We start from the raw sequence: 25,983 nt of genomic DNA, 5'->3' as shown, positions 1-25,983 counted from the left end.
TTTCCGCCACCTTTCCCTTTCAGGATATGAAAAAGGAAGGCTGTCCTATGCACAGCCCGTCTGCGGCAAAAAAGCAAAGGAAAAGCGCCCGACAAAAGGTCGGGCGCTTTGGAAAATTCAGGGATTAACCCTCAGAATCCTCTTCGTTTCTGTTCTTCCGTTTGAGGAACGCGCCGCCGGCCAAGGCGATCAAGCCCAGGAGTCCGGCCGCAGCCGCAGAGTTACCACCGGTTTTCGGCAGATCTCCGAGCGGGACATCCTCATCAAGGATTGTGAAGAGTTCTTCCGGTTTCGGCGCCAGCGGCACCGGGTTATCCGGGATGGTGGTGGTGTCATCATCGTCGTCGCCGCCATCACCGCCGCCGGAAGGCGGGGTGTAGTTACGATTATAGTTGATGGTAAACGTGTAACGATAAGTCGGATTATAAGCGGTCTTCGTATCCTGATCCGTCACGTTGCTGTATCCTTCCGGAACAGCCCATCCCGCTTCAGGATCCGCCGCCTTTGGCGCCAAGCCCGAGGTATCCATAAACGTCTCAATGTCTTCGTCGATCTTCAACGCGCGGATCTGTTTTGCAGCTCCCAGAAGCGCTCTATCAAGATTGTCTTTGCTGTCGGCTGCGTTTTCCATCTCATAGAAGAGATCCGAATACTCTTTGCGCAATTCTTTCAACGTTTCCTGACGTTTGGTTTCCTTCGCGGACTCGTCCTCGGCGCTGCTGCTTTCCTCAGAACTGCTGCTCTCTTCAGAACTGCTGCTCTCCTCAGAACTGCTGCTCTCCTCAGAACTGCTGCTCTCCTCAGAACTGCTGCTCTCTTCAGAACTGCTGCTCTCTTCAGAACTGCTGCTCTCCTTAGAACTGCTGCTCTCCTCAGAACTGCTGCTCTCCTCAGAACTGCTGCTTTCCTCAGAACTGCTGCTTTCCTCAGAACTGCTGCTTTCCTCAGAACTGCTGCTTTCCTCAGAACTGCTGCTCTCTTCGGAGCTGCTGCTTTCCTCAGAACTGCTGCTCTCTTCGGAGCTGCTGCTCTCTTCGGAGCTGCTGCTTCCTTCACCTTCCGATGGGATAGTAGCTCCGTCCTCAGACTTTTTGTCATTGTCCTTGCTGTTGTCAGCGGGATCTTTCGGTTTGTCTTCAAAGCTAAAGATGATCGAACCCGTGGTTTCATCAAATTCAGCATCCGGATCCAGAGCAAGGATCTTCTCTTTGAGGTTATTCAGATCATCAAGATAGCTGTTGCGATCCTTGATGGATGTGACATATCCATCAATTTCTGCTTCGACATCTTCAGCAGAGAGATTCAGTGCCTTGACTTCGTCCTTCTTGAGCACTTCGGAAATGATGGCGCGTTTCTTAACCATTTTTTCCTGGATCGTCGCCAGCAGTTCCTTCATCTTTTCTTTGACTTTTTCGGGGATATCCTCCATCGCGTCGATGGCTTCCTCAGTCAGGCCAAGAGATTCGAAATACTGCTGTAGAGACATCTCTTTTTCGGTAAGCAGATCATCCAGGCTGTCGATGTTGTCGCCGTCCAAAATTTCTTCATCCGGAACAACACCTGGGATTACCTCAACCGTGAGACTTGCGTCGCGGAAAGCGTAGGTCCGGCCGGTCGTGGTCAGGGAGGCGTCGACAAGATCGCTCAACGTGATGTTTCCGTTTTCGTCAAGCAGTCCCTCGATCTCTCCAGGCAGATAGCCGACCACTTTCGGTCCGTCTTCCAGATTGGTATTGTTGCGATAGAAGTTGTGGTTGACAATGAAGTCACCCTCAACCAGTTCGATCTGATTCCAAGTTGCGGTATAGACGAGATGTCCCTCAACCACCGCCGGGAAGGAGGTGATGATTGTGCCGGATTCATCTTTCCAGCCCGCGAAGCTGAATCCATCGTAAGCTTCCAGCTCCGGAATCAGATCCTCCACAAAGGGCAGGCCGGAAACCTGGAACTTGTACTTGATTTCGTCGCTGCCACCGTTGATCATGCCGCCGTTTTCCGTCCGGAAGGTGAGCGAAGCGGCATTTTCGGTATCCTGCTGATACTGGGCAACGAAAGTCCAATTCTGTGTGATCTCGGTCGGGAAGTCCTGATCCCAGCCAGCTTCAAGCCAGCCCGCGTACGGTCTGATCGACGGTGTCCAGGAATCATCCCACTTGGTGCCGCTGAGGATATCCTCCACCACGACGTCCGGGGTTCCGCCTTCCAGGGTTCCCTTCTCGCCGGGCTGGAAGGTGACCGTGAACCAGAGGCTATCGTCTTTAACGTACTGCGCCGTGAATACCAGGTGATCGTTGATGGTATCCGGGAAGGCCGCATCCCATGCGGATTCTGCAACATTCCATCCAAAGTCAGCCGTGATTTCCGGAACCGTTTTGACTGCATCAGCCCAGGCGGTACCCTTATGGATGTTTTCCACAACGACATCGTCCTTGGCGCCGTTCAGGCGGCCATTGGTGCCAGGCTTGAAGGTGACTGTGAACCACTCGCCTTCGATCTTTTCGTAGTAGACCTTGATAACGTTGCTGGCCGGGTCCATACCGAGCGTCAGCGGGAAGTTTTCCGTACGGCCAACCTTATAGCCACCGCGCACGACCTCAGGATCGGTATAGGAATCGATCACGTCATCAACGAATCCATCAATCGGATCGGTTTTGTGCGAGAAGGTTTCGTCGTAGTAGAACTCGACCGTGTAGGTGGTCGCCTGCGGGGTATAAAGAACCTTGATGACGTTGCCGTTTGCGGTGATTGTGACATCATCGCCGATCTGCACACCGTCATTGTAGCCCGCCGGTTTTTTAGCGTTGCGCTGAGCCTCGCTCAGACCAACCACGGTGCCATACTCGACGTTTTCCACAACCACGTCGGAATTTGTGATCTTGGTCGCGGTGTCGATCGTTTTGCCAGTGTAGTATTCGATCGTGTAGGACAGGTTGCTGATCTTCTCGTAGGTGACCTCAATGCTGTGGTCAGCCGTGACATTTGCAAAGGTATAGCTGGAGGGATGCGCTTCGGTGACGTTTTCTGTTCCGTCAATCACCACGCTCACCAGCGAATAGCCCTTTTCTGGCGCATATTCGAAGGTCTTGCTTGCGCCGTAGTTCACCGTAGCCGTCGGCGTGATCGTGCCGTTGGTGACCATCGAGGTCAGTGTGAACTTTTTAATGGTGTTGGTAACCGCCACCGCCATGCTGTCGTCGCTGAGCGAAACTGCATTGCCGGCGCTTCCAACCAGGCTGAGCACCAGTCCATCCGCCCCTATGACCGGTTTGACAGTGAAGCTGTTGGTTTCGTTGATGTCATAGTATCCGGTCGGGACCGCTTCCGTGATGGTGTATTCCACACCGTAGGCCAGCGCCGGAAGCGCAAACTCGGTGCCATCCGTGTTGCCGGTCAGAGCCTGTGTGGTGTAATCGCCGCCGCTGATGGTGAAGGATGCCAGATTACCGCTTGCCGGGTCCACATCGTAGCTCTTCAGAAGCTTGAACCCGCTTTCGGTCTTCGGCGCCCAGACCGCGGTCAGGGTCACATCGTTGGCAGGCATCGCGAAGGTCGCGGTTCCAGCCTGCTCCTTGGTGTACTCGGTGACGTCGGCAAGTCCGGTGACCGTCCACTTCACGAAGTCACGGCCTTCCCATGTCGGGGCCGCGCCAACCGTTACATCCGTGCCGCGCAGGACGCCAGTCTGGTCGGCAGGCATACCGCTCGCCGCAGCACCAGCCTCGCCGGGGAGGTAGGTGACGTTGTTCGCCGGGATTGCCTTGTAAGCAACCTCGATCGAGTGGTTTGCCTGTACGTTTGTGAAGGTATAGCTTTCCGGCGCGGTGACAACCGTTCCGTCGACCTTCACATAGTCGAGCTCATAGTTCGTGTTCGGGCGGTAGGTGAAGCCCTGGCTCTCACCCGCGTTGACGAGGACTGGGGATGTGCCGTCCGCATCAACCGGATCCAGCGTCATGGTTCCGTTGGTCACACGGTAAGTGATCTTGAACGGGGAAACGTTGGTGACGGTGATGGTCGTGCCGTCCGTCTTGGCAACGCCGGAGGTGTTGCTGACTTCCGCAAAGTTGCCATCCGCGTCAAGGGTGAAGGTGAAGTTTCCGACCGCGGTGAACGGAGCGCCGACCGTTTCGGAAACGGTATAGGTCGTGCCATAGCTCACACCGGTCACATTGTAGTCGCCGGTCTGCGCGTCATAAGCAATCGATCCACTTGGGGAAATCGCAAAGCTTGCCCGGTTCGCCTCGGTTGCGCTGGTGGTGCCGCCGGTGTAAACCTTCGCAATCTTGAGCGAATCGCTGCCGGAGATCGGGGTCCACTGCGCGGTCAATTCGACATCGTTGTTCGGCATTGTGAAGCTGCTGCCCGCGTCGTAGGTGCCCGTCATACCCGCAGTCGCTTTCCAGCCCGCGAAGATGTAGCCCGAACGGATCGGAGCGCCGGCCACATTGACGCTGCTCGTGTACTGATGGGATTTGGTCGCCGGGTTCGGCATATTGCCAACTGTATCGGTCGTACCCGGCAGGTAGGTCACGTCGTAGGATATCGGCCGCACGTTGAATACGATCGTGTGGTTTTCCGCGATGTTTGTAAGATCCACGGTGTTGCTCGCCGCAATTGCGACGCCGTTGTCAGTGACCGAAACGAGCTCGTAACCGTCGGTCAGAGTCAAGGCCGCGGTGCTGCTGCCGCCGTAGTTGACGCTCGCAGCGCTTACCGCCGCCGTGCCGCCTTCTGTCGGATCGACCGAAGCGTTGACCGTAAATTTGTTGATGTTGTTCGTCACGGTGATGGTGGTGCCGCTAATGGAGATCTTGCCGTTTGTGACAGGGGCGCCCTGTGCATCGACTAGTTCGAGCTTCAGGGAACCGGTATCGTCCTGCACCTTAATATAGAAGGTGCCGACGCCAGGCGCATAAGCATCAGGAGCGGTCTCCACAAAGGTGTAGGTTTCATTTGCGGTCATCTTGATCGCATAATCCTGAACGTTCGGTGTCTCGGTATTTTCAGGCAGCGCGGCTCCATTCATTGTGAAGGAGGCCGTGCCCTGGCCCGCGACGTCGTATTCCTTCACCAGTGTGACCGAACCGGTCAGGCGCTTGTTTACGACGTTGATCTCAGTCTTTGCATCGTTCAGTGAAACATTGGCATCATTGCCGCGAATATCCAGGATCAGACCGGTATTATCCGCATTCGCGACCGGTTTGATCGTGAAGGACTGAACCGCGACATATCCATCCGGCGCGGAGGTTTCGGTGATGGTGTATTCGGTGCCTGCAACCAGCACCGGCAGTTTGTATTCTCTGGTTTCTCCGCTGACCAGTTCCAATGCCCTGGCGGTCGCATAAGTGCCGCCCTTGATGGTGAACTGCGCGCCGCTCGTGACCTTGTTGTCTTCATAGCTCTTGACGAGCTTGAACTGACCGTCGGTGGTGGTCATGCGGGTGTTGTTCATGGTAATGACATTGCCGCTGACCGTCAGGCCGCTGACCGCATCACTCGTCCGGGTCAGGACAAGGCCGTTTGCCGTCGCGGTCGCTGTCACCGCAATGGTACCCGCGCCGTTGTAACCGACCGGAGCTGTCTCGGTGAAGGTATAGCTTTCGCCAACTTTGGCCGGGAAGCTGTAGAATTCGCCGTTGCCGGAAAGCCCCGCCGGAGCGGAAGCCAGTTTGGTCAGGGTTGTACCGGCGGCAGTGAAGCTCGCGCGGTCCTCCGGCGGTGTGCCGTCATAGGTTTTGACCAAATAGCCGGTGTATTCCGTTTTGGCGTTTGTGACTTCAAGCTGGCGGCCGTTGCTGCCCTTGATTTCCACACCGGTATAAGCGACCGATTCGTTGCCGCTTTCATCGCAAAGGGCAAGATAAAGCTGATTTGTCTGGGTATTCAGTTTTGCTTTTACATAGAAGGTCTGTACCGCATCATAACCTGGTGTTGCATCAAACTCTTCCACTTTATAGATGCTGTTATAACTGATATTGAAGGTTTCATTCCCCTCCGAAACGATCTCCGCCTTGTTCAGGACAACATAGTTGTCAGCCATTCTGGTAACGGTGAAGTACGCTTTCGGATTGGAACCCGCCGGCGGAGCCGCAAACTTTTTGGTAATCTGCGCCTGCGCGGTGATCGGGTTGTAGACCAGATGCAGCCGCAAGCCTTCTCCGCTATTGTACAGCGGAGGCATCGTGAGATCGCCGTTTTTCAGCTCATTCAAATAGTAATACTGCTGGCTGGCAGGATCCATCGTCAGATAGTAGGAACCCTCCAGTGAGAATTCATAACCCGGGACATTCGCAATGTGCGTATCGGTCTGTTCCCACGCGGTTTTGATGTTGCCGGAAAGCGTTGTGGAAATTGCGGAACCAATTTCAGCCTTGTAGGGACTGTAGTTGGCATCATTTTCGAACAGGATGGGCGTGCTGTCCGATCCATAATAAACATAAGTGGCCAACCGTCCCTGTGCCTCTCTGTAACCGGCGTAACCGTTATAAGTAAAGCCGATTACAGGGACATTGACAAGTACCTTTTTGCTTGTCGTATCGGAGGCATCCTTATTCGCATACTTCGCATCCGGGACATATTCATAAAGCTTGCCGTCAACTGTGATATATTCTGGCACCACAGCCGGATATGCCGGATTCGCATCCACTTCGGAATAGTTGATCTTTCCGAGAATTTTTCTGTCATTTTTCCAGGCATCCTCGGACCGGATCTCATCGCCGCTATCATCCAGCGGGACGCCATCCGAATTTACCCAGTAATACTGGACCTGTACCGCGGCTTTCGGGCGGGACAGAACCGGGGTATCAACTTCCTGGGTGCAGCGCACCGGAGTCTCTTTAAAGTTGTCATAGGTCAGGGTCGCTTTCCCTTCGTTGGTCGGGAAAAGCTGATCCGGGGTATCCTGGTTTGGCTGCAACCGGATCGGAATCCGCACAATTGTGGGTTCCGGATTGATCGTGCCGACATTGACCGTCACAGTTCTTCCATTTACTGTGGCTTCGTCTGCCGTCGCAGCTCTAAACGCGCCATTGCCCACTTTGATCTGGACAGTGCCATTGACTACAAAAATGTCCTTGAGCGTATCGGTAATGACCGCATTGGTACCCGCTTTGCGGATCGACGAAGCGATCTGCTCAAATGCGGTTTTCAATTGGTTCGCATCATTTGTGTTGTAGAAGTAACCGGTGCCGGAGGAAATCCCACGCAGAGTCTCTGCCGCGCTGTCGCCAAGTTCGGAAGCGACGGCGTAGATCTTCGCGTTCGCGCCGTACCTCCAATCATAATCATAGTGCCCGCCGACATCAATCCTGTCTTCGAACCCTGCCTTCAGCAGATCGTCCCAGTTACCGGGTCCGCTGCTGGGCGCGCCGTCGGTCAGAAATACGACGTTTGCCGGGCGTTCCGCTTTATCTGTGGAGGAACGGCCATTCAGAATGTTGTAGGCTGCTTTCAGCGCGTCGTCGTAGTTGGTGCCGCCGAGCGGCTTAATACTGTCGACGCCGTTCATCAGGGTGCTTTTTCCCGCGTAGCGAACCAGGCCGCTATGGGTGGTAGTCGCCTGCACGCCATAAGCGTCGGACGAGAAGGATACCAGCGCGACCCGATTGTCCGCGTTAGCGTCGGGCAGCATTGTGTCAATGAAAAGACGAGCCGCGTCCTGGGCGCCCGGGAGACGGGAATCCCCGATGTCGTCGCCATTGTAACCGTCCCATACCCACTTTGAACCCATGAAGCCACCCCAATGGCCATAACGCTGTGACGTAGGCGCCGGCCCGGTGCCGAAATAGTCCCGGTCGCCGCTGCTGGCATCATGGTCATTGTTGCACACCCACTTGCCGTTGTACCAGACGATATAGCAATCGCTATGGCGGGTATGCTTATAACCCATGCTGCCGGAGCGGTCAATCACAACAACCGTGTCCGAACCTTTACCAATCGTCGAACCGTTGACCTGGAAGTCAATATAGGCTGTTCCAGCGTCCATATTCTCCCAGTTTGCAGACTTTGTCATGTGCACAAAGCCCGGAGACTGACTTGCATAGCTCGGGTAATCGGAGGCGTTTGCACCGTTGCCGTAAACCGGCTCCGCTGTCTGCACATTGCCCGCCTCTGCGCTTCCTGACGGGCTGCTTCCGCTTCCGCCCGCTGCAAACACAGCGCTCGGGAACATGGTCAGCACAACCAGCAGCGCCAGGAATGTTGCCGCAAAACGTTTGGTTGCTCTCATATCTTGTTTCCTCCTAACTGAAATGCCTCAGCTTTGCCCATTTTTCCGAAAATGCCTGTCCCGCTCTCCAACGGGGCCAGCATCCCGGACGACCGGGCATTAACGGGAAATCATCCTGTTCCAGGGTTCTCCTCATTCAGATAACTTTCCCATATTTATTTCTTATGTTCCTATTAAACCATACGGCAATCACAGCACAGTCACAAAATGGCCTATTTTCCATTTTTTAAAAAAATTTTAAGACTCTTTCACATGACCGCCCACCTTTTTGTGCGCATCTATATGTACACTTGCCTTAGGCATGTTGGTGTTGTCATGCTCGCAGCAGTTGCGCGGATCGGTCGAACAGTAAACCTTGACATTCCCGTCGCTTCCGTAGAGAATCACCTTTTTGGAAAAAGCCGCTACACCGACTACGGTCGCCGCAGGAACCGCCGGGGACGAATACGCGCCGATGGTCACTTTGAAGAAGAAGGTGATGTCCACCGAATAGAAGCCTTTGTTGAACGGCACCGGCTCCACATCCAGATAGACGGTGATGATCTCCACGTCTTTACACTTGATGCTGATTGCGTTGTCGATAACCGGCTGCGCACGGTCGGTGAAGAACACCTGCAGGTCGGTCAGGCAATCTTTATCCGTGCATGAATCATAGATTCTGCCGGCATCTATGCATACTGCTTCTTTAAAGCAGTTCGCCCCCGTCGCGTTGACTGGAGCTGTTTTTTGATCTGCCATATGAATCCTCCTAATTATGTTTTGAGCTGTACTCAATACATTTTATGAGCGATTCCGTATTTTGTGCATCGGGGCGCGATTTTTCTTGCTTCGCAATAAAAAACCCTTCCGGCTGTATTTGCGGGCCGCAAATACAGCCGGAAATAATACAGCAAAAAAATGGCCGCGCAAAAGCGCGGCCATTTGCCTTCCAATCCGTCTTTAGGCAGGCTTGTCTGTCAATTTTTTCAGATACTGTTTTTCCAGTTCTCTTGCCTCATAGCCCCATCTTGTGGCTTCCAAGTTCAGATTCACCAACCGTTCAGAGGTATACGCTTCATTCTTCTGCAGCAGCGCCTGTATCTCTTTGCGGTTTTGTTCCACTTTTCTCCATTTTGCGCGGATCTGTGTGGATATCAGCCATAATTCTAATTTTCGCATCGTTGTCTCCCAGCCTCTTTCATGCCTATTGGGTTTGTTTGCTTCCCTGCGTATATTATACTGGAAGTAATTGTCCCATTTTGTCGAATCGGGTCAGGCTGACAGATTTTTTTGATCTTCCGGTCGTTTTCCCTGTCTATATTTTACATAATCTGGCGAATTTTGCCATAACCTTCTTGGTGCCCACCGAATCGAACGCGGCTTCGACCAGATGGTCGTTCCCCATCGGTGTAATCGAAAGGATTACGCCCTCCCCAAACACCTTGTGGCGCACCATGTCCCCCACTTTGAAGCTGAAAACGCTTCCCGCCGCGGGTGCGGCGCCCACTCCCAAAGAGCGGTCGCTCTCCGAAAAGCGCGGCTTCTTCGGCTCGGCTTTCACTTGCTGGCGGCGGATCAGGGTGGTGTCCTGCATGTCGCACAGCTCCTGCGGAATCTCCCCCAAAAACCGGGACGGCCGGTTGCGCATCGTCTGTCCGAAAAGCATGCGCTGGGACGCGGTCGATATGTAAAGCTGCTTTTTGGCACGGGTGAGCGAAACGTATGCCAGCCGCCGCTCTTCCTCAACCTGCGCCGGATCGTACATGCTCTGCACACCCGGGAAAATCCCTTCCTCCATACCCGCGATAAACACATATGGAAACTCGAGCCCCTTGGCCGAATGCATGGTCATCAGTATGACATTGTCCGCCGTTGGGTCATACTTGTCAATATCGGTGTAGAGCGAAATTTCCTCTAAAAAGCCGGACAGGCTCGGTTCGGCGTTCTCCTCTTCATACCGTTTCATGGTCGATTTGAGTTCTTCAATATTCTCAATGCGGGTCTGACCTTCAAAGCCCTCCGCCTTCAGCATCGCAAGATAACCGGTGCGCTCGAGCAGCTCGTCGAGCAGTTCGTCGAGCGGGCATTTGCCCGCCAGATCGATCAGCGAACGCATCATCGATGCAAACGCCATCAAATCATTCGCCTTGCGGCCGAGCGCCTCGTACTGGTTTGCCGTCTCAAGCACCTCGAACACCGGGATACCTAGCCCCGCCGCGATTTCAGCCACCGTGTTCACCGTGCTGTCGCCGATCTTTCGCTTCGGTTCGTTGATGATCCGTCTCAGGCGCAGGGTATCCGACTGGTTCTCGAGCACCGACAGATAGGATACAACATCTTTGATCTCCTTTCGCTCATAAAAGCGCAGACCCCCGATGATCCGGTACGGAATGCCATATTTGACCAGCCCGCGCTCGAGCATCTGCGACTGGGCGTTCATTCGATAAAGGATGACGTGGTCAGAGAACTTCGCGCCGTTTTTCACATTCTCGGAGATGGTATCCGCAATAAACCGGGCCTCCTCCCCTTCGTCGGAGGAGCGCCGCACCTGCACCTTGCCGCCTGTTTCGTTCTGGGTCCAGAGAGTTTTTCCCTTGCGTTCGGTGTTGTGAGCGATCACCGCATTGGCTGCGTCGAGGATCACCGAAGTGCACCGGTAATTCTGTTCGAGACGGATCACTTTCGCACCCACAAAGGTGTCCTCGAACTGAAGGATATTTTCGATGGTCGCTCCCCGGAATTTATAGATGCTCTGGTCGTCGTCGCCGACCACGCAGAGATTCCCGCTTCCCTGGGAAAGCAGCCGCACCAGCTCGAACTGGGCGCGGTTGGTGTCCTGGTACTCATCCACCATCACATAGCGGAACCGGTTGCGGTAATGTTCGAGCGCATCCGGAAACTGCTGGAACAACTTTACGGTCAGCATGATGATGTCGTCAAAATCGACCGCGTTGGCCAGCTGGAGCTGCTTTTGATAGATCGTGTAAACCTTCGAAACCACCTGTTCGCGGTAATCCTCCCCGACTGTTGCGGCCACTTCCGCCGGGCCGCGCAGCTCATCCTTGGCGCGACCGATTGCCGAAAGGACCCCTTTGGGCGGGAACCGCTTGTCATCGAGGCCCAATTCCTTGAGCGCCGCCTTCACCACCCGAACCGAATCGTCGGTATCGTAGATCGCAAAACTCGACCGGTAGCCGAGCCGCTCGATCTCGCGGCGCAGGATACGTACGCAGCAGGAGTGGAAGGTGGAGGCGTTCACATCGGCCGCAACCGAGCCGAGCATGTCCGAAAGGCGCTCGCGCAGTTCACCCGCCGCCTTATTGGTGAAGGTGATCGCCAGGATGTTCCACGGCATCACCGCATGGTTTTTGATGAGCGAAAAAGCCCGGTCCATGTCCCAGCTCTCACCATCGGCATATTCCTCCAGAAACTGCACGTCCGCTTCGGTCACATGTTCCGGCATCCAGTCGCTGTTATACGCGTCGCCAAATTGGATCATGTTCGCAATCCGGTTGATGATGACCGTCGTCTTTCCGCTGCCCGCGCCCGCAAGGATCAGAACCGGCCCGTTCACCGTGTAGACGGCCTGCCGCTGCATCGGGTTCATCTTTGAAAAAAAATCGTCGATGATCCGGCGTTTGACCTGGTTGTATCTATCTTTCAGTGCATAATCCATCTTACCGTACCCACATCCTTTGAAATTTCGCGCCGGGATGCACAGCACCCCGGCGGACTACATACTATAGTATAGCACAAAAGCGCAAAAAGGGAAAGAAAAAGAGCGGCTCCAAAAGGTAGCTACTCATAAAACAGTATCATAACAAACTTGATATAGGGTAGCTGCCATACAGGGACGCACATAGAAGTAGTACATGTTTGTGAATTTTCATGTGCTACTTCTATTTTTTTCGACAATATAACATTTTTGTGGTATTATTATTCATAGAATACCTAATGAGGAGGGGCGTTGATGTTTAATCTTAGTTTGACCGCTTGCAGTTTCCATTTGCGAAAAACCAATTCAAGAGGGAATACAAAAATCTTTAATTTAAATATGCCTCTTACTTTACAAAAAGAAGATGGAACAGAATGTTACTTTCAGGATTTATCAGAAATATTCGTTCAATTTTTTAAGACCCATGAGAGTCTTGTAAAAGATGATAATAAACAACAATCGTTTAGATGTGAATATAATGAAGATAATATATTAGAAAACGATGACTTCCGCATGTTCTACACAAGAATTTATTCGGGCGTATATGGTAGTTCGTCTGATATTATTGATGGAAACACTCAAAAAGTCAAATATAAAAAGAAATCATCCGATATAGACACAAGACCATTTTATTTAATGGTTGTTTTTCCAAAAGACAGCGAGCGTGTAGTAGTCCAAAAGGGATTGTTTATCTTTCAAAATGTCGGCCAATTTGGTGTAAAAACGATAACTACTACTTTAATGCAGGAGTTTTTCTCAAATGGATTTCATATCACACTTAAATGCAACACTATCTCGCCCGATTTATTTGTTAAAAAAATAATACGGCAAGACAATATAAAAAAGTTAGTGATGGTTAAAAATATTAAATCAAGTGATAACTCGGATAATGTACGTAAAGGATATGGCTCAGAGATTCGCGAAATTGGTAATTTGTACTTTACTGAAAAAATGTGGAGCCGTATGATGGATAAAATTCGATATGTGGCAGGTGGCCGCTATAATTTGTTCGAATTTGAACAGATAGAATATGACAACTTAAAGGTTGTAGTTGATATTGGTGGACGTACTCGAAAAATAAACCTACATAATCTTGAAAACCTTAGTATTATAGAAGCTATACCAGATGAAATAAAAATGGCTGACGGTCACCCTAATTTGACAATGCTCATTGAGCATTTTACAAAAGTAGCAACAGAATATTTAGAGGAAATGGTGCTGCATATCGGTTAAACAGGAGGGGGAGTTTGTGAATAATGCATCTATAATTTTATTTATAGTTGGAACGGTTGTTTTGATTTTTAGTTTTTCCTTGAAAATGAGCAATTTTCTTGATGTGCGCTCAATATTCCTTGAACACTTTAGCGTGTTTAAAGGGAATCCACTGCAACTTGTAAGTATTTTTATTGTTCCCGTTTTATTTGCTATCGGTATCTTAAATATACGTTGCGTAGATAGTGAAATATTGAATAATCTTAATATTATTTTATCAATTCTTATAGCTATGTTTTTTTCTACACTTAGCATTTTGTGCGCATTTGCAGATAAAGATAATAAAAATTCAAAATATAAGCAACTTTTAAAAGAGACGTTTAATGCAACGATTTTTGAAGCACTCGTCTGCTTGCTATTGCTTTTCATTTCATTTGTTACATTATTTATTGGAGAATTTAAGCAATCGCTGTATTTGCAAATAATTAGTGGAAGTATTTACTATTTAGCAATTGTAGCTGTACTCAATATCTTGGTGATTATAAAACGGCTTAAAGTTCTATTTGAAAACAAATAAACAATGATGATGTTACGCAGTAGAACACCATTTTGAGGGGTACAAGTATAAAACCCTTACCTACCCTCATTATGCCTTTACAAGGCCGCATGAATACAGGTTTTTTCAACCCCTATTGCGTGACAGCGAACCCCATAATTTGGAGAGGGCGCAAGCGGTCTATCCGTTTGCGCCCTCTTGATTACCCAACAGCAAAGACGGAAACAACCATCAAGGACGCGAAGCGCGAAGTTTATCCTTGACGGCTGTTTTTGGCTTTGCTACTTGCGCAGCGGCTGATACTCCAATCGAAACTTCATAACAGCTATAAGCAGCTTGGCGTTCAATCGCTCTTTCATATTGGCGTTCTCTCCGCTTAGTCTGCCTATGTAGGCTCTGTGCCTTTCCTGCACCGCAAGGAGCGCGGCGGTATCGCCTGTGATTGCTCTTTCAATCACTTCATAGGGAACAAGGTTGTATTTGCTATTCTTCCTCATTCATCTTCTCCATTTCTGTCCGCAACTGTTTCAAAGCTGCGTTTTTCTGATAATTGACCGTTGTGCGCGGTTTTCCCAATAACGCCCCAATCTGCTTATCTCTTAATTGCAGAAAATAGCGCATAAGGATAATTTCTCGCCAACCTTCCGACAAACACAACAAGGCTTTGGCTAACTTCTCGCTGTCAACAATAACCGTCTGTCCGTTGACTTCAAAGGCAGTCGGCTTATCCTGCAAGACAAAGTATTTATCTGTGCTGTGCGGCGCAAAAGAAGTATTCTCTTGCAAGTATTCAAAGGATATTTCGCGCTGCGTTCTGCGTTTCCTTTCCCTGTAATAATTACAGGCTTCATTGTGCAATACGGCTTTGCAAAATGCGTGAAACCTGCGTTCGATACTTTCCCTGTATTCTGTGGATAACATCATATTCACCCCCTTTCCGTTTGGAGTGGGGGCTATAACAAAAACCGCCCGTGCAGCGTAAAACTGAACAGGCGGCTATGCTATATGATGTAGTGGAGTACACATGATGATTTGTGAGTTCATACTCATGGTCGGAATACCCCGTAGGCAGAAATGGGCTTTTTTTAATAGGCTACTGATTAGAAAACAGTGTTGATATAAAACGGACATGACGATACCTCCTCGATACCGCCATATCCTAAAAAAGGGCAACTTTATCACGCCCCTCGCAAATCCAATTTTTCAAAAGGAAAACGGCGGCTTTGATTGTTATTTCAAAACCGCCGTTAGGCTACTTTATTATGTTAGGCGCATAGTTATCCTGCCGCCACAACAACGGTTTTTTTATTTACCGTTATGACGGCATTATACTAAATATGATTTGGTTTAGTAGATTTCGTACTACTTCACTGAAAATCTCAAAATAGTCTTGAGTTTGCTTTTTTCCACTCTGTTGGCGTTATTCAGATAGATTTCCCGGTGATAACTCTCGTCACGCTTCAAGCCGTTTTTCACTGCAAGCTGCGCCATTTTTTCAAAAGAGGCAGGTTCATCATCAAATGCCCCGATATGCAGGATTTCAATACATTTTCCGTCCTGCATGGTGTCAAAGCGGATATTCTCATACAATGGATTGGGCTTTTTCTTTTTCACGATTTCTAATGCCGCACATACCATGCTCTCGGTAATAAAATCCGGCTGCCGTATCATAATGGTGTATTCCAGTTCTTCCTTTACAAGTTCGTCACTTTGTACTTGTTTCCATATTCCCTCTAAAGGATATACAGCAAAATCGTGTATGCCTAAAGTAGTATCGCCTTTCGTCGCGGCGGATTTATACCCCATTTTTATGGCGTAAGCCAATGCGTACAGCGCAGCTACTCTGTTTGAAAAATCCTCATCGTTTGGATTTCCCTTTCCGTCTATCATGATATAGCTCTGCATAGGTACAGTAATCAAGGCGGGCATTGGTTTTGCCCCATATAAATTTTTCTCCTGCTTTTTCCATTCGTATTTCATCAATATGCACCTCATGTTTTTAAGCAAATTATACAACGTATAACTTGCAACCTAATGTCAGGTTACATATTTTTTCTGCATGGCAGCTAATTTTTCTTTCACTCGTCCTCGGATAATTTCCGGTTCAAGGAGTTCCACATAATCAGCAAAGGAAAACAAATAACTGTATAGCGCATCATTACTGGGTAAGTTTGTCTGAACATAGAGATTGCCTTGTTCATCCTCTGTGACCTCATTTGCAAATTCATCATATACACGAAAAGCCATTCTCTTATCAAACTTTAATTTTACGGCTATGGTATTTTCAATATTCATTAACTTTCCGACCGAGTATGTTGACGGAAGCTCACGGGTATAAACATCCGGTTGTATTTCCATATCTTTTATCCGCGTCAATTTGAAAAAACGGTAGTCATTACGCATAAGGCAGAAGCCATACAAATACCAATCTTTACTCTTAAATACCAATCTCAACGGCTCAACCCGCCGCTGTGTACTTTCTCTATTACTGCCAAAATACTGAAATGAAATGACGTTGCGGCTAAAAATGGCACTCTTGATTAGATTAAAAATATCTTGCCCCGGATTATTTTTTACCCAATTGGAAAAATCCACTTCAATCCAGTTCGTGTTTTTTGATTGAAACAGGCTCCCCAATTTTCTAAGCAGTTCGTCAGCGTTATTTTGTTCTGTCGCTATCATGCCTTGTAAAGCCATCAAAATCTGTTCTTTTTCCCTCGTTGATAATAGAGTTTTATCCAAGACAAAGTTATCAAGCAACGTAATACCGCCGCCTTTGCCTTGCGTTGCATAAATAGGAATACCCATACTACTGATTATATCTATATCCCGATAAATTGTCCTTACAGACACCTCAAACTTTTCTGCGAGTTCGGGTGCAGTCGATTTTCCTTTATCCAAAAGATAATATACAATCCGAAACAATCTACTTTCCTGCATTTTCATCACCTCTGCTTTTCATTGTATCGCATATAACATGACAAGTAAATGACAAGTTAAAGTCAATGTTGCAGCCATTCTGTGTTGCAATATTTTTTTATCCAAAATCGATGTTCCGTTTGGCATTTTTCGATTTTCCCCGTATTAAGAAGTGAGAGAACTTTTTTAAAAATCTTCTCTGAAACTTCGTCAAAATCGCCCCCTGCGGTGTTGTAGGTAGTGAAAGGAGAAATGCGAATGGAGAATAGGAAAAGGAATGTACAAATCATTGTACGAGTAACAGAGGAAGAACGGGCGTTGATTGAAAAAAAGATGAAGCAAATACCGATGATAAATCTATCTGCTTACTCTCGAAAAATGCTTATCGACGGGTACATTATTGTTTTAGATTTGCAAGAGGTCAAAGCGCATACGGCGCAGCTTCAGAAAATCGGTGTAAACGTCAATCAGATTGCAAGGCGTATCAATGAAACAGCGCACATTTACACCGACGATATGGACGAGATAAAGCGGCTCATGAAAGAAGTGTGGCGATTGGAGCGTCGGCTGCTTCTGCAATTCAAGAGGCTTACAAAATGAGGGTTTGGGATACTTCCCAACAAGCGTTTTGCAGGGCAAAATACGGAACAGGCTATCCGGTTCCTATGCTTGCTACGAAACTGTAAACCCCGATTTCAAAGGAAAGGACGGAAAGGAATGGAACGGAAACGAATACTTAAAAACGGGCATATCGTGGTAAAAAATCCGCTTGCCTATGAATTGCCAAAGCGAGAAGTCGCGATAAAATCCGGCAGGACACTTTATCGGTTTACGGGCAGCTATGACGGGGAAAGGAGCCTGCCCCATAAGGTTTTACGGCTTATGGAACAGGAAAAAGCGAAGAAAGATGTTGATTAAAAACGCCGGAGCCGATACAATAGATACAAGCAATCCTGTATTGGCAGACTGCCCGCCGATAAAGGAGGAACATTCTATGTTAAGGCAGTCTGACAAAATTACCGCCCTCTATTGCCGCTTATCACGCGACGACGAATTACAGGGCGACAGCAACAGCATTGTAAATCAAAAGGCGATTTTGAGTAAATACGCAAAGGAAAATGGCTTCAAAAATATCTTGTTTTTCGTGGACGACGGGTATTCCGGGGCGAACTTCGATAGACCCTCTTGGTGTGAACTTGTTGAGAAAATCGAAAACGGCGAAGTAGCGACCTTGATTGTTAAGGATATGTCCCGTCTTGGGCGCGACTATCTGCGCGTGGGACTTTATACGGATGTTCTTTTTCCCGAAAAGGGCGTGCGGTTTATCGCTATCAGCAATGGCGTAGACAGCGCAAACCAACAGGAAAACGACTTTACCCCATTTTTGAATATCATCAACGAGTGGTATTGCCGCGATACAAGCAAGAAGATACGCGCTGTGATGAAGTCCAAAGGGGAAGCGGGGGAACATCTTTGTACCAACCCGCCCTACGGCTACATAAAAGACCCCGACAACAAAAAGCGTTGGATTGTAGATGAAACCGCCGCCGAAGTAGTCAAGCGGATATTTGCTCTCTGCTTAGAGGGTTACGGGCCGTCGCAGATTGCCCGCATTCTGAAAGATGGAAAAGTCATAACGCCGACTATTCATTTTCAGCGGACAGGCAGGGCAACGAGGAACACGCCGCCGGACAATCCGTACAACTGGACGGGCGACACCATAGCCGATATTTTAGAGCGTCCAGAGTATCAAGGGCATACGGTAAACTTCAAGACCTCCAAGCAGTCCTACAAGAGCAAAAAGACCTGTTACAATCCCAAAGAAAAACAGCTTGTGTTTGAGAATACCCATGAAGCAATCATAGACGCTGACACATGGGAACGGGTACAGGACTTGCGGAAGAATAAACGCCGCCCAACAAGGACGGGCAAGACCAATCTGTTCTCCGGCATTGTACGCTGTGCCGACTGTGGGGAAAAGCTGTATTACTGCACAAGTAGAAACTTTGAAGCGCGGCAAGACCATTTTGTTTGCTCTACTTCAAGGCTCAAAGGGAAAGAAGTTTGCCCGACGCACTTTATCCGCGCCGTTGTATTGGAACAGGGTGTCCTTGCTCATATGCGTCTTGTGATTGCCTGTGTGTCTACCCATGAAGAACGATTTAGAAAAGCTATGGGTGCGAAGCAGAAAGTCGAAGCGAAAAGGGAACTTACGGCGAAGCGGCGGCAACTGACGCAAGCGGAACGGCGCATTAAAGAATTGGACAGGCTATTTAAGCGTATTTATGAAGATAACGCCAACGGAAAACTTTCCGACAGCAGATTTCAAATGCTCTCTGACGATTACGAGCAGGAGCAGGAAGAATTGCGGGAAAAGCTGTTGCAACTGAACGAAGAAATTATACAGCAGGAAGAACAGGCAGAAAACATTGACAGGTTTATCGGTAAGGTACGGAAGTATTTAGACTTGGACGAGCTGACGCCCACTGTCTTGAATGACATGGTAAAGGCGGTATATGTTCACGCTCCCGACAAGTCAAGCGGACATAGGGAACAGCAGATTGATATATCCTATGACCTTGTGGGAATACTCCCCGCGTCCTTGCTGGGTGACCTGTCAAACGGAGAAACGGCATAGCCGAAGCTACGCCGTTTCCCGAAAACAATCTTATGCTGTTTTATGAGTGCCGCCCAAAGAGCCGCTCTTTCTATGCAAAATTTTTCTTACGCATGCGGGAGGATCGAAAGCAGAACGCCTGCCGCAACCGCGGAACCGATAACACCGGCAACATTCGGGCCCATGGCGTGCATGAGCAGGAAGTTGGTCGGGTTCTCCTGCTGTCCAACCTTCTGGGAAACACGGGCCGCCATCGGGACGGCGGATACGCCCGCGGAACCAATCAGCGGATTGATCTTGCCGCCGGAGAGGACATACATCAGGTCGCCGAGCAGCACGCCGCCCGCAGTACCGAATGCGAAAGCGCAAAGGCCCATCGCGACGATCTTCAGGGTCGCCGGGGTCAGGAAGTTGGCCGCGCTCGCGGTCGCGCCGACCGTGACGCCCAGGAAGATGGTGACGATATTCATCAGTTCGTTCTGCGCGGTCTTGTTGAGGCGGTCGGTGACACCCGATTCCTTAAACAGGTTACCGAGCATCAGCATACCGATCAGCGGGGTGGTATCCGGAACGAGGAAGGAAACCACAAGCGCAACCAGGATCGGGAAGATGATCTTCTCGGTCTGGGAAACCGGACGCAGCTGCTCCATCTTGACGGCGCGCTGTTTTTTGGTGGTGAGCAGCTTCATAATCGGCGGCTGGATGATCGGGACGAGCGCCATGTAGGAATACGCGGCGATCGCGATCGAGCCGAGCAGATGCGGCGCGAGCTGGGTGGTGGTAAAGATCGCGGTCGGGCCGTCCGCACCGCCGATGATGCCGATCGAGCCGGCTTCGGACGGGGTAAAGCCCAGGAACAGCGCGCCGACAAACGCCAGGAAGATACCCAGCTGCGCGGCCGCGCCGAGCAGGAAGCTCTTCGGGTTCGCAATCAGCGGGCCGAAGTCGGTCATACAGCCAACGCCCAGGAAGATGAGCGGCGGATAGATGCCGAGCTTGACGCCCAGATACAGATAGTCGAGCAGGCCGCCGGTATTGGCGAGCAGCTCCCAATCGATGTGACCGGTCTCATTGATGAAGATCATCGAGTGATAAAGCTCGCCGAACGGGATGTTCGTCAGGAACATACCAAACGCGATCGGCAGAAGGAGCAGGGGCTCAAAGCCCTTGGCAATAGCAAGATACATCAGGCAGAACGAAACCAGGATCATCAGTGCCTGTCCGCCGGTCAGGTTGAAGAAGCCGCTCTTGCCTACGAGCGTTTCAACCGCCTGTGTAAAAATTTCTAACATGTTGTCAGCCCTTTCCCTTTCTTTTTTGCAGAACTGTGCGCTTCAAGGGCAACCGAATCAGAACGGCTGCGTATTCTGCTGAAGGCCGGCCGCCGCCCAAATCGGGCGCGCTTCCTTCACACGGCGAACGCTGCGCAGCGCATAACCGCCAACGCTTCCTCCCATTGCCGCAACCGCCGCCGCAATCACCGCGACGATCTCGTCGCCGATGCCGTCCTCGACCACCATGGCCGGTTTGACCTGGGCCGCGGCTTTCGCAGCCGGTTTGGAGGCCTGCTGGGGCTGGGGGTCAGCGGGTTTCTTCGGCCGGTTTGCCAGTGCTGTGAAGAATTTTCCGAACAGCCAGACGATCAGGGACAGGCCGACCAGCGCCAGAAACACAACCACGATCCCGGTAAAGGTAACCGCAACCGATATGGTGCCGGTGCTGTAACTGCTTAAATCCATAGACTTTCACCTTACCTTTATATTTGATACAATTATATAATAAAATGGATGGCCGACAAAAATCGAACCAGAAATGAGTATACTATATTTTGGGCGGTTTTGCAATTGCTTTTTCGCTTTTCATTCAAGAAATCGAAACATCTTCGCAACATTTGTTACCGAAACTGTATTTTTGGGTCTGATGACTCATTTTGAAAAAGGCAGGCGTTTACGCCTGCCTTTTATGTTGCCCTCTATAAAGTCGCCATATACCGCTCATAAGCCGCGCGAAGCTCCTGCGCGGTGTTCTCCGGACAGGTCGGGTTGCAATGCGCCCAACATCCCGTTTCGCTCGACGCATTGAATTTCACCTTGTCCGCGCTTCGCATCGGCGGGAAGAACTCAATGTGGAAATGATAGTCCTTTTCATAGTCTCCGCTGTTGACTGGAGCGTTGTGCATGCACATCATATAGGGGAATTTATAATCGAACAGCGCGTCAAACATCCCCACCGTATGTTTGAGCGTGACCGCCAGCGCGCGGCGCTCCTCGGCGTCAAACTGTGCGATGTTCTGCCTGTGGCGGTTGGAGAACAGGTATACGCCGTAGGGGTACTCGGTGAAGAATGGAAGGAACACCGTGAAGTGTTCGTTTTGGAAGATGACCCGCTTGCCAAAATCCTGTTCGGCCTTCAGCATATCGCAGAAGAGGCACTTCCCTTTCTCCGCGTAGTATTCCTTTGCCGATTCCACTTCGAGCTGGATCTTCTTCGGAATGACCGAATAGCCGTAAATCTGTCCGTGCGGGTGCGGCATGGTCACGCCGACCGCCTCTCCGCGGTTCTCGAAAAGAAAGACATATTTGATCTTCTCGTCCGCCTTAAGCGCCGTAAAGCGCTCGCACCACAGGTTCACGAGCTTTTCGACATGCGCGTCCGAAAGCTCGGGCAGCGTGGTAGTGTGGCCGGGCGAATAGAGGATAACCTCACATTTTCCGTAAGCCGGAGCGGTCTTGAAAAAGTCGGTCGCCACATCGTCCGGCAAGGGCGGGGCCTGGCTGAGCGCCGGGAAGTCGTTGTCGTATTTGAGCACCTCATAATGCTCCGGCACCTTGCCCGAACCCGGACAGAACGGGCACCAGTCTTTCGGCATCTGCGGACGCGCCTGCCGGTGGGATGCGATCATGACCCAATCCTTAATGAGCGGATGCCATCTGAGCTCTGCCATAAAAATCGTCCTCCTCTATCTTCACATCATTTCAGCAGTTCTTCCGAAACCTTCACCCCGCCGGCCGGCCGGATGGACAGCACATGGCAGGACCCCGGTCCAAACACCGATTCAATCCTGTGCTGATAATTTTCGAGCATATCTGACGGGACAAAGCACTGGATCGTGCCGGCCAGGCCTCCTCCGTGCACCCGCCAAGCTCCGCGGTCTTTGAGAATATGTTCGCTCAGCGCGAGCGCGAGCGGGATGCCCTGCTCCTTGGCGCTGCGGAAGGTCGAGCAGTTCTGCAAATACATGAACGACGACCGGCCGCTTTCGATGATGAGGCGTTTGAATTCCGCAAAATCCCCGCGCCGGAGCGCCTCCGCTTCCTTCGGCGCGCGCTCATTGTCCGCGAAGAAATGGAAGGCGCGCAGGATGGCGCGGTCGGTGCACTGCACCCGCACCTTCGCCAGATTTTTATAGAACTCCTCAGGCAAAACGTCGCGCAGGACCTCCTTGCCGAACACCGCGGCCACCGACTTCATTTCGGCCGGCATCGCCGCGTAATCGGCAGTGAGGTCTGCATGGTCGCCTCCCGTGTCCACAATGCAGAGCTTATAGCCCGACGCGGCAAAGTCGAAACCGACCTTCTCCACAACTGGATGCGCCGGATCGCAAAAGTCGATTGCGACAAACCCGCCGACCGACGACGCAGTCTGATCCATCAGTCCGCAGGGTTTTCCAAAATAGACGTTCTCGGCATACTGCCCAATCTGCGCGATCTCCACCGGGTCGGATTTGGCCTTGGCGTAAAGGTGGTTTAAAATTGTGCCGACCAGCACCTCAAACGCGGCCGAAGAAGAAAGCCCGGAACCTTTGAGCACGTTCGAAGTGGTGTAGGCGTCAAAGCCGCCGACAGGATAGCCGAGCTGTTTCATTCTTGCAGCCACCCCGCGGATAAGCGCCGCGGCCTGGTTTTTCTCCGCAGCCTGAACCGAAAGGTCGCCAAGATCAATCGTGTCCATCGGGAACCCTTCCGATTGAATCCGGATCACCTGTTCGCTGTTCTTGGAAGCGACCGCGATCACATCGAGATTCACCCCCGCCGCGAGCACGCAGCCGTGCTGGTGATCGGTGTGGTTTCCACCGATTTCGGTGCGTCCCGGCGCACTGAAAAGTTCCGCTTCGCGCCCCTGGCCGAACAGTTTTTCAAACGCTTCGGCCGCCGCCGCGTAACGCGCGCGCTGGCCGGGAGATTTCTCACTGTAGAGGTACTGGAACACGCGGTCGAATTTCCCGCTAAAAAGTTCCTCGCGCAGCAACTGTGTATTCATGGTATTCCTCCCGCTCCCTGTCCATTCAAAATCCGGATGTTGCTTTTTTATAGCGTAACCCAAACAGTCAAAATTTGCAACCTACAAAACTACCATATTTATGGATTATTGTTGCATGAAAAGCCGGAATCGTTTATACTTATGAATTATGGAAGGGGTGTGCTGCATGGCGTCCGGTGTATTCAAGCATTCTTATAAGACCAAAACCCGGGAAAGCCTCCCGATTGCCATTTATAACAGCGGCGCGCAGCAATGCGGGCCTTCCCATACCTGGGGGCCCGGCGTGCGGGATCATTATCTCGTGCACCATGTGATCTCCGGCTGCGGCTATTACACCGAAAACGGCGTGACACACCGCATCACCGCCGGGGACACCTTCCTCATCTATCCATCGGTGGTGGTCACCTACCGCGCGGACGAAAACGACCCTTGGGAATACTGCTGGGCCGGGTTCAACGGCGCCGAGGCCAAAATCCTGATGAGCCAGACCTCTTTCCGGAAAGACGATCCGGTGGTGCGCTTCCAAAACCCGGATGAGATCCGTGACGCGATTGTGCGTATCTACCAGTCCTCCGGCACCACGCCGGCCAGCGAACTAAAAGCCATTGGAAACCTCTACCTGCTGCTGGGGCTTTTGATGGAACAGGGACCTGTTTCTGCCGCCGCGGGTGATCTTTCGCTCGAATATGTCGAAAGCGCCATCCGCTTTATCGCCCACAACTATTCCGGAGAAATCGACGTGGGCGATGTCGCCGCCTCGGTCGGCATCAGCCGCAGCCATCTCTATCGGGTGTTTATGCGGCACATCGGCACTTCCCCAAATGAATACCTCACGCAGTTTCGCATTTCCCAGGCCTGCGAACTGCTCGAACACACCTCCCTTCCGATTTCCGCTGTGGCCGCCTCGGTCGGTTATGACGACGCGTTCTATTTTTCCCGCGTCTTTAAAAAGGTCACCGGGCAGCCGCCTTCCGCATTTCTCAAAAGTACCGAGCAGCCCCATCCCCCCGAAAGGAGTACCTGATCTATGTCAACCGAAACCCTCGATACCGCATCGGCCGCCGCGGCCGTCAATAAAGTCGTCGACGAGCTCGCCAGCATGGACCCGAAAAGCCGTTGGTCCTTCCTGTGGGAGGCGTTCCTCGATTATCTCCCGCACCTGCTGACCGCCGCCGCGGTCCTTGTCATCGGGATCGTCCTCATCCGAATCGTCACCCGCCTGCTGCGCAAGGCGCTCATCCGCTCGAAGCTCGATCCCACGCTCCACAATTTCCTGCTTTCGATCATTAACGTCATCCTGTATATCCTCCTCGGCATCACGGTGATTGCGACCCTGGGCGTCGAAGTCGGCTCGTTTATCGCTCTGCTCGGCGTCTTTGGTCTGGCAATTTCGCTCGCCGTCAAGGATTCGCTCGGCAACCTGGCGGGCGGCATGTCGGTGCTTTTTACAAAGCCGTTCGCACTGGGGGACTATGTCGAAATCGCTGGAAACGAAGGCACCGTCGAGGAGATCCGCCTCAACTACACCGTAATGCGCACCATCGACAACAAACTTGTGCACATCCCCAACGGCGACGTGGCCAAGGCGCAGATCATAAACTTCACCGGCCGGGAAACCCGCCGGCTCGACATCGACTTTTCGATCGGCTATGACGACGACTTCGAAGCGGCCAAACAGATTCTTTCCGCCATCATCGCGGAGAACCCGCTCGCGCTCGACGATCCCGCCCCACTCGTGCGGATGGTCGAACACGGCGATTCCGCCATCAAGATCGGCTGCCGCGTCTGGGTCGGGACCGACGACTACTGGACGCTCAAATTCGACCTGCTCGAGGAATCGAAGCGGCGGTTCGACGCGGCGGGCATCTCGATCCCCTATAATCAGCTCGATGTGCACCTCGCCCCGGCAAAGGAATAAACAAATGCCCGCCGTTTGGAAAACGGCGGGCATTTGTATGCACCGGCTCAGTTGGCCGGATATTTCTGTTTGCACTGGTCGATCTTTTTCTGCGGAGCGGGCTCGGTGGCATACCAGCCGCGTTTTAACATCTCGTCAAAAAGTTCGTGCTGGATCTGATGTTCCTCATTCAGGATGTTCATCAGCTCGCTCATCACGGCCGGGGATGCGCATTCATTCGCAAAGCTGTTATAGCCTTCGGTGATGAACTTCTGACTTGAAAGCGCGTCGTCCATCATCTCACGATCCCCAAACGGCTGCTGTTTCTGATTCTGATTTGGCATGGCGCTCCCTCCTAACCCAACTGCTGGAGCAGTTTATTATAGTGGTTCTGATGTTTGGCGGCGTTCTGTTCAAATTTTGTCTTGAGCTGCGGATCGGTCGTCATGGTCGCGTACATCGAAAACTTCTTGACCATATTCTGTTCCACGCCCAGTTGGTCCTCGATCGCGGTGAGTTCCTTGGAAGTCAGCGGCATCAAAAATTCCTCCTTTGGTTTGGATACTTAAAGTATTCCAGCCACAGGAGGAATTTATGCGTT

At 51.2% G+C, this 25,983-nt stretch carries 21 protein-coding genes; 7 read left to right on the top strand and 14 right to left on the bottom strand.

Features of this window, described 5'->3' with window-relative positions:
- Positions 1-124: 124 nt before the first annotated feature.
- The 4 genes from BN4275_RS02550 to BN4275_RS02535 all read right to left on the bottom strand — a co-directional run bounded on the left by BN4275_RS02550 (position 125) and on the right by BN4275_RS02535 (position 11,882).
- Entirely contained in the window at positions 125-8,227 is an 8,103-nt protein-coding gene (locus tag BN4275_RS02550) for a doubled motif LPXTG anchor domain-containing protein (protein WP_066453439.1), read from the bottom strand.
- Between the two features lie 237 nt (positions 8,228-8,464).
- Entirely contained in the window at positions 8,465-8,965 is a 501-nt protein-coding gene (locus tag BN4275_RS02545) for a hypothetical protein (RefSeq protein ID WP_195376870.1), read from the bottom strand.
- Positions 8,966-9,166: 201 nt separating this feature from the next.
- A complete protein-coding gene (locus BN4275_RS02540) occupies positions 9,167-9,385 on the bottom strand; it encodes a hypothetical protein (protein ID WP_066453436.1) in 219 nt (72 codons plus the stop codon).
- A 136-nt stretch (positions 9,386-9,521) separates the two neighbouring features.
- Complete coding sequence (locus tag BN4275_RS02535; protein ID WP_066453433.1) at positions 9,522-11,882, bottom strand: ATP-dependent helicase; 2,361 nt, start codon at positions 11,880-11,882, stop codon at positions 9,522-9,524.
- A 294-nt stretch (positions 11,883-12,176) separates the two neighbouring features.
- On the opposite strand from BN4275_RS02535, the gene BN4275_RS02530 reads away from it, so the two are divergent.
- Together BN4275_RS02530 and BN4275_RS02525 are read left to right on the top strand one after the other, a co-directional pair.
- Positions 12,177-13,154 (top strand): hypothetical protein, encoded by a 978-nt coding sequence (locus BN4275_RS02530; protein WP_242863542.1) that lies wholly within the window; start codon positions 12,177-12,179, stop codon positions 13,152-13,154.
- 16 nt (positions 13,155-13,170) lie between these two features.
- Positions 13,171-13,710, top strand: coding sequence for a hypothetical protein (locus tag BN4275_RS02525; RefSeq protein ID WP_066453430.1), 540 nt, complete (start codon positions 13,171-13,173; stop codon positions 13,708-13,710).
- Between the two features lie 260 nt (positions 13,711-13,970).
- Here the strand turns inward: BN4275_RS02525 and BN4275_RS02520 are convergent, their stop codons facing one another.
- The 4 genes from BN4275_RS02520 to BN4275_RS02505 all read right to left on the bottom strand — a co-directional run bounded on the left by BN4275_RS02520 (position 13,971) and on the right by BN4275_RS02505 (position 16,629).
- Entirely contained in the window at positions 13,971-14,186 is a 216-nt protein-coding gene (locus BN4275_RS02520) for a helix-turn-helix domain-containing protein (RefSeq protein WP_066453428.1), read from the bottom strand.
- Positions 14,173-14,613 (bottom strand): RNA polymerase sigma factor, encoded by a 441-nt coding sequence (locus BN4275_RS02515; RefSeq protein ID WP_066453427.1) that lies wholly within the window; start codon positions 14,611-14,613, stop codon positions 14,173-14,175. The genes BN4275_RS02520 and BN4275_RS02515 overlap by 14 nt, the downstream gene beginning before the upstream one ends.
- Before the next feature lie 438 nt (positions 14,614-15,051).
- Entirely contained in the window at positions 15,052-15,669 is a 618-nt protein-coding gene (locus tag BN4275_RS02510; protein ID WP_066453421.1) for a GyrI-like domain-containing protein, read from the bottom strand.
- A gap of 57 nt (positions 15,670-15,726) precedes the next feature.
- A complete protein-coding gene (locus tag BN4275_RS02505; protein ID WP_066453418.1) occupies positions 15,727-16,629 on the bottom strand; it encodes a helix-turn-helix transcriptional regulator in 903 nt (300 codons plus the stop codon).
- A 237-nt stretch (positions 16,630-16,866) separates the two neighbouring features.
- Here BN4275_RS02505 and BN4275_RS02500 point away from each other — a divergent pair, with 237 nt between their 5' ends.
- The 3 genes from BN4275_RS02500 to BN4275_RS02490 all read left to right on the top strand — a co-directional run bounded on the left by BN4275_RS02500 (position 16,867) and on the right by BN4275_RS02490 (position 19,246).
- A complete protein-coding gene (locus BN4275_RS02500; protein ID WP_066453415.1) occupies positions 16,867-17,208 on the top strand; it encodes a plasmid mobilization protein in 342 nt (113 codons plus the stop codon).
- 117 nt (positions 17,209-17,325) lie between these two features.
- Positions 17,326-17,526, top strand: coding sequence for a hypothetical protein (locus BN4275_RS02495; protein WP_066453412.1), 201 nt, complete (start codon positions 17,326-17,328; stop codon positions 17,524-17,526).
- Positions 17,527-17,602: 76 nt separating this feature from the next.
- Complete coding sequence (locus BN4275_RS02490) at positions 17,603-19,246, top strand: recombinase family protein (RefSeq protein ID WP_066453409.1); 1,644 nt, start codon at positions 17,603-17,605, stop codon at positions 19,244-19,246.
- An 86-nt stretch (positions 19,247-19,332) separates the two neighbouring features.
- Here BN4275_RS02490 and BN4275_RS02485 read toward each other — a convergent pair whose 3' ends face one another.
- From BN4275_RS02485 to BN4275_RS02470, 4 genes are all read right to left on the bottom strand, one after another.
- Positions 19,333-20,517, bottom strand: a complete 1,185-nt coding sequence (locus BN4275_RS02485) for a sodium ion-translocating decarboxylase subunit beta (RefSeq protein WP_066453406.1) — start codon at positions 20,515-20,517, stop codon at positions 19,333-19,335.
- A 57-nt stretch (positions 20,518-20,574) separates the two neighbouring features.
- On the bottom strand, positions 20,575-20,964 hold the full coding sequence (locus BN4275_RS02480; protein ID WP_066453403.1) for an OadG family protein: 390 nt from the start codon (positions 20,962-20,964) through the stop codon (positions 20,575-20,577).
- A gap of 233 nt (positions 20,965-21,197) precedes the next feature.
- Positions 21,198-22,169 (bottom strand): galactose-1-phosphate uridylyltransferase, encoded by a 972-nt coding sequence (gene galT, locus BN4275_RS02475; protein WP_066453400.1) that lies wholly within the window; start codon positions 22,167-22,169, stop codon positions 21,198-21,200.
- Between the two features lie 26 nt (positions 22,170-22,195).
- Complete coding sequence (locus BN4275_RS02470) at positions 22,196-23,485, bottom strand: galactokinase (RefSeq protein ID WP_066453398.1); 1,290 nt, start codon at positions 23,483-23,485, stop codon at positions 22,196-22,198.
- Between the two features lie 166 nt (positions 23,486-23,651).
- Between BN4275_RS02470 and BN4275_RS02465 the strand changes: the two genes are divergently transcribed.
- Positions 23,652-24,509, top strand: coding sequence for an AraC family transcriptional regulator (locus BN4275_RS02465; protein WP_066453395.1), 858 nt, complete (start codon positions 23,652-23,654; stop codon positions 24,507-24,509).
- A 3-nt stretch (positions 24,510-24,512) separates the two neighbouring features.
- Positions 24,513-25,403, top strand: coding sequence for a mechanosensitive ion channel family protein (locus tag BN4275_RS02460; protein ID WP_079988015.1), 891 nt, complete (start codon positions 24,513-24,515; stop codon positions 25,401-25,403).
- A gap of 47 nt (positions 25,404-25,450) precedes the next feature.
- Here the strand turns inward: BN4275_RS02460 and BN4275_RS02455 are convergent, their stop codons facing one another.
- Positions 25,451-25,726, bottom strand: coding sequence for a spore coat protein (locus BN4275_RS02455; protein WP_066453392.1), 276 nt, complete (start codon positions 25,724-25,726; stop codon positions 25,451-25,453).
- Positions 25,727-25,737: 11 nt separating this feature from the next.
- Positions 25,738-25,920 (bottom strand): hypothetical protein, encoded by a 183-nt coding sequence (locus tag BN4275_RS02450; protein WP_066453389.1) that lies wholly within the window; start codon positions 25,918-25,920, stop codon positions 25,738-25,740.
- Between the last annotated feature and the right edge of the window lie 63 nt (positions 25,921-25,983).

Source organism: Anaerotruncus rubiinfantis (assembly GCF_900078395.1).
GTDB lineage: Bacteria > Bacillota > Clostridia > Oscillospirales > Ruminococcaceae > Anaerotruncus > Anaerotruncus rubiinfantis.
Note: the sequence above shows the minus strand (reverse complement) of the source record. Positions and strands in the feature narration are given on the sequence as shown.

What these genes read in the sequence shown, in the direction of transcription:
- BN4275_RS02455 (WP_066453392.1), bottom strand. Translation starts at nt 25,726, where the DNA reads ATGCCAAATCAGAATCAGAAACAGCAGCCGTTTGGGGATCGTGAGATG.
- BN4275_RS02515 (WP_066453427.1), bottom strand. Translation starts at nt 14,613, where the DNA reads ATGATGTTATCCACAGAATACAGGGAAAGTATCGAACGCAGGTTTCAC.
- BN4275_RS02460 (WP_079988015.1), top strand. Translation starts at nt 24,513, where the DNA reads ATGTCAACCGAAACCCTCGATACCGCATCGGCCGCCGCGGCCGTCAAT.
- BN4275_RS02500 (WP_066453415.1), top strand. Translation starts at nt 16,867, where the DNA reads ATGGAGAATAGGAAAAGGAATGTACAAATCATTGTACGAGTAACAGAG.
- BN4275_RS02485 (WP_066453406.1), bottom strand. Translation starts at nt 20,517, where the DNA reads ATGTTAGAAATTTTTACACAGGCGGTTGAAACGCTCGTAGGCAAGAGC.
- BN4275_RS02545 (WP_195376870.1), bottom strand. Translation starts at nt 8,965, where the DNA reads ATGGCAGATCAAAAAACAGCTCCAGTCAACGCGACGGGGGCGAACTGC.
- BN4275_RS02540 (WP_066453436.1), bottom strand. Translation starts at nt 9,385, where the DNA reads ATGCGAAAATTAGAATTATGGCTGATATCCACACAGATCCGCGCAAAA.
- BN4275_RS02520 (WP_066453428.1), bottom strand. Translation starts at nt 14,186, where the DNA reads ATGAGGAAGAATAGCAAATACAACCTTGTTCCCTATGAAGTGATTGAA.
- BN4275_RS02530 (WP_242863542.1), top strand. Translation starts at nt 12,177, where the DNA reads ATGTTTAATCTTAGTTTGACCGCTTGCAGTTTCCATTTGCGAAAAACC.
- BN4275_RS02495 (WP_066453412.1), top strand. Translation starts at nt 17,326, where the DNA reads ATGGAACGGAAACGAATACTTAAAAACGGGCATATCGTGGTAAAAAAT.
- BN4275_RS02510 (WP_066453421.1), bottom strand. Translation starts at nt 15,669, where the DNA reads ATGAAATACGAATGGAAAAAGCAGGAGAAAAATTTATATGGGGCAAAA.
- BN4275_RS02465 (WP_066453395.1), top strand. Translation starts at nt 23,652, where the DNA reads ATGGCGTCCGGTGTATTCAAGCATTCTTATAAGACCAAAACCCGGGAA.
- BN4275_RS02480 (WP_066453403.1), bottom strand. Translation starts at nt 20,964, where the DNA reads ATGGATTTAAGCAGTTACAGCACCGGCACCATATCGGTTGCGGTTACC.
- BN4275_RS02490 (WP_066453409.1), top strand. Translation starts at nt 17,603, where the DNA reads ATGTTAAGGCAGTCTGACAAAATTACCGCCCTCTATTGCCGCTTATCA.
- BN4275_RS02470 (WP_066453398.1), bottom strand. Translation starts at nt 23,485, where the DNA reads ATGAATACACAGTTGCTGCGCGAGGAACTTTTTAGCGGGAAATTCGAC.
- BN4275_RS02450 (WP_066453389.1), bottom strand. Translation starts at nt 25,920, where the DNA reads ATGCCGCTGACTTCCAAGGAACTCACCGCGATCGAGGACCAACTGGGC.
- BN4275_RS02505 (WP_066453418.1), bottom strand. Translation starts at nt 16,629, where the DNA reads ATGCAGGAAAGTAGATTGTTTCGGATTGTATATTATCTTTTGGATAAA.
- galT (WP_066453400.1), bottom strand. Translation starts at nt 22,169, where the DNA reads ATGGCAGAGCTCAGATGGCATCCGCTCATTAAGGATTGGGTCATGATC.
- BN4275_RS02550 (WP_066453439.1), bottom strand. Translation starts at nt 8,227, where the DNA reads ATGAGAGCAACCAAACGTTTTGCGGCAACATTCCTGGCGCTGCTGGTT.
- BN4275_RS02535 (WP_066453433.1), bottom strand. Translation starts at nt 11,882, where the DNA reads ATGGATTATGCACTGAAAGATAGATACAACCAGGTCAAACGCCGGATC.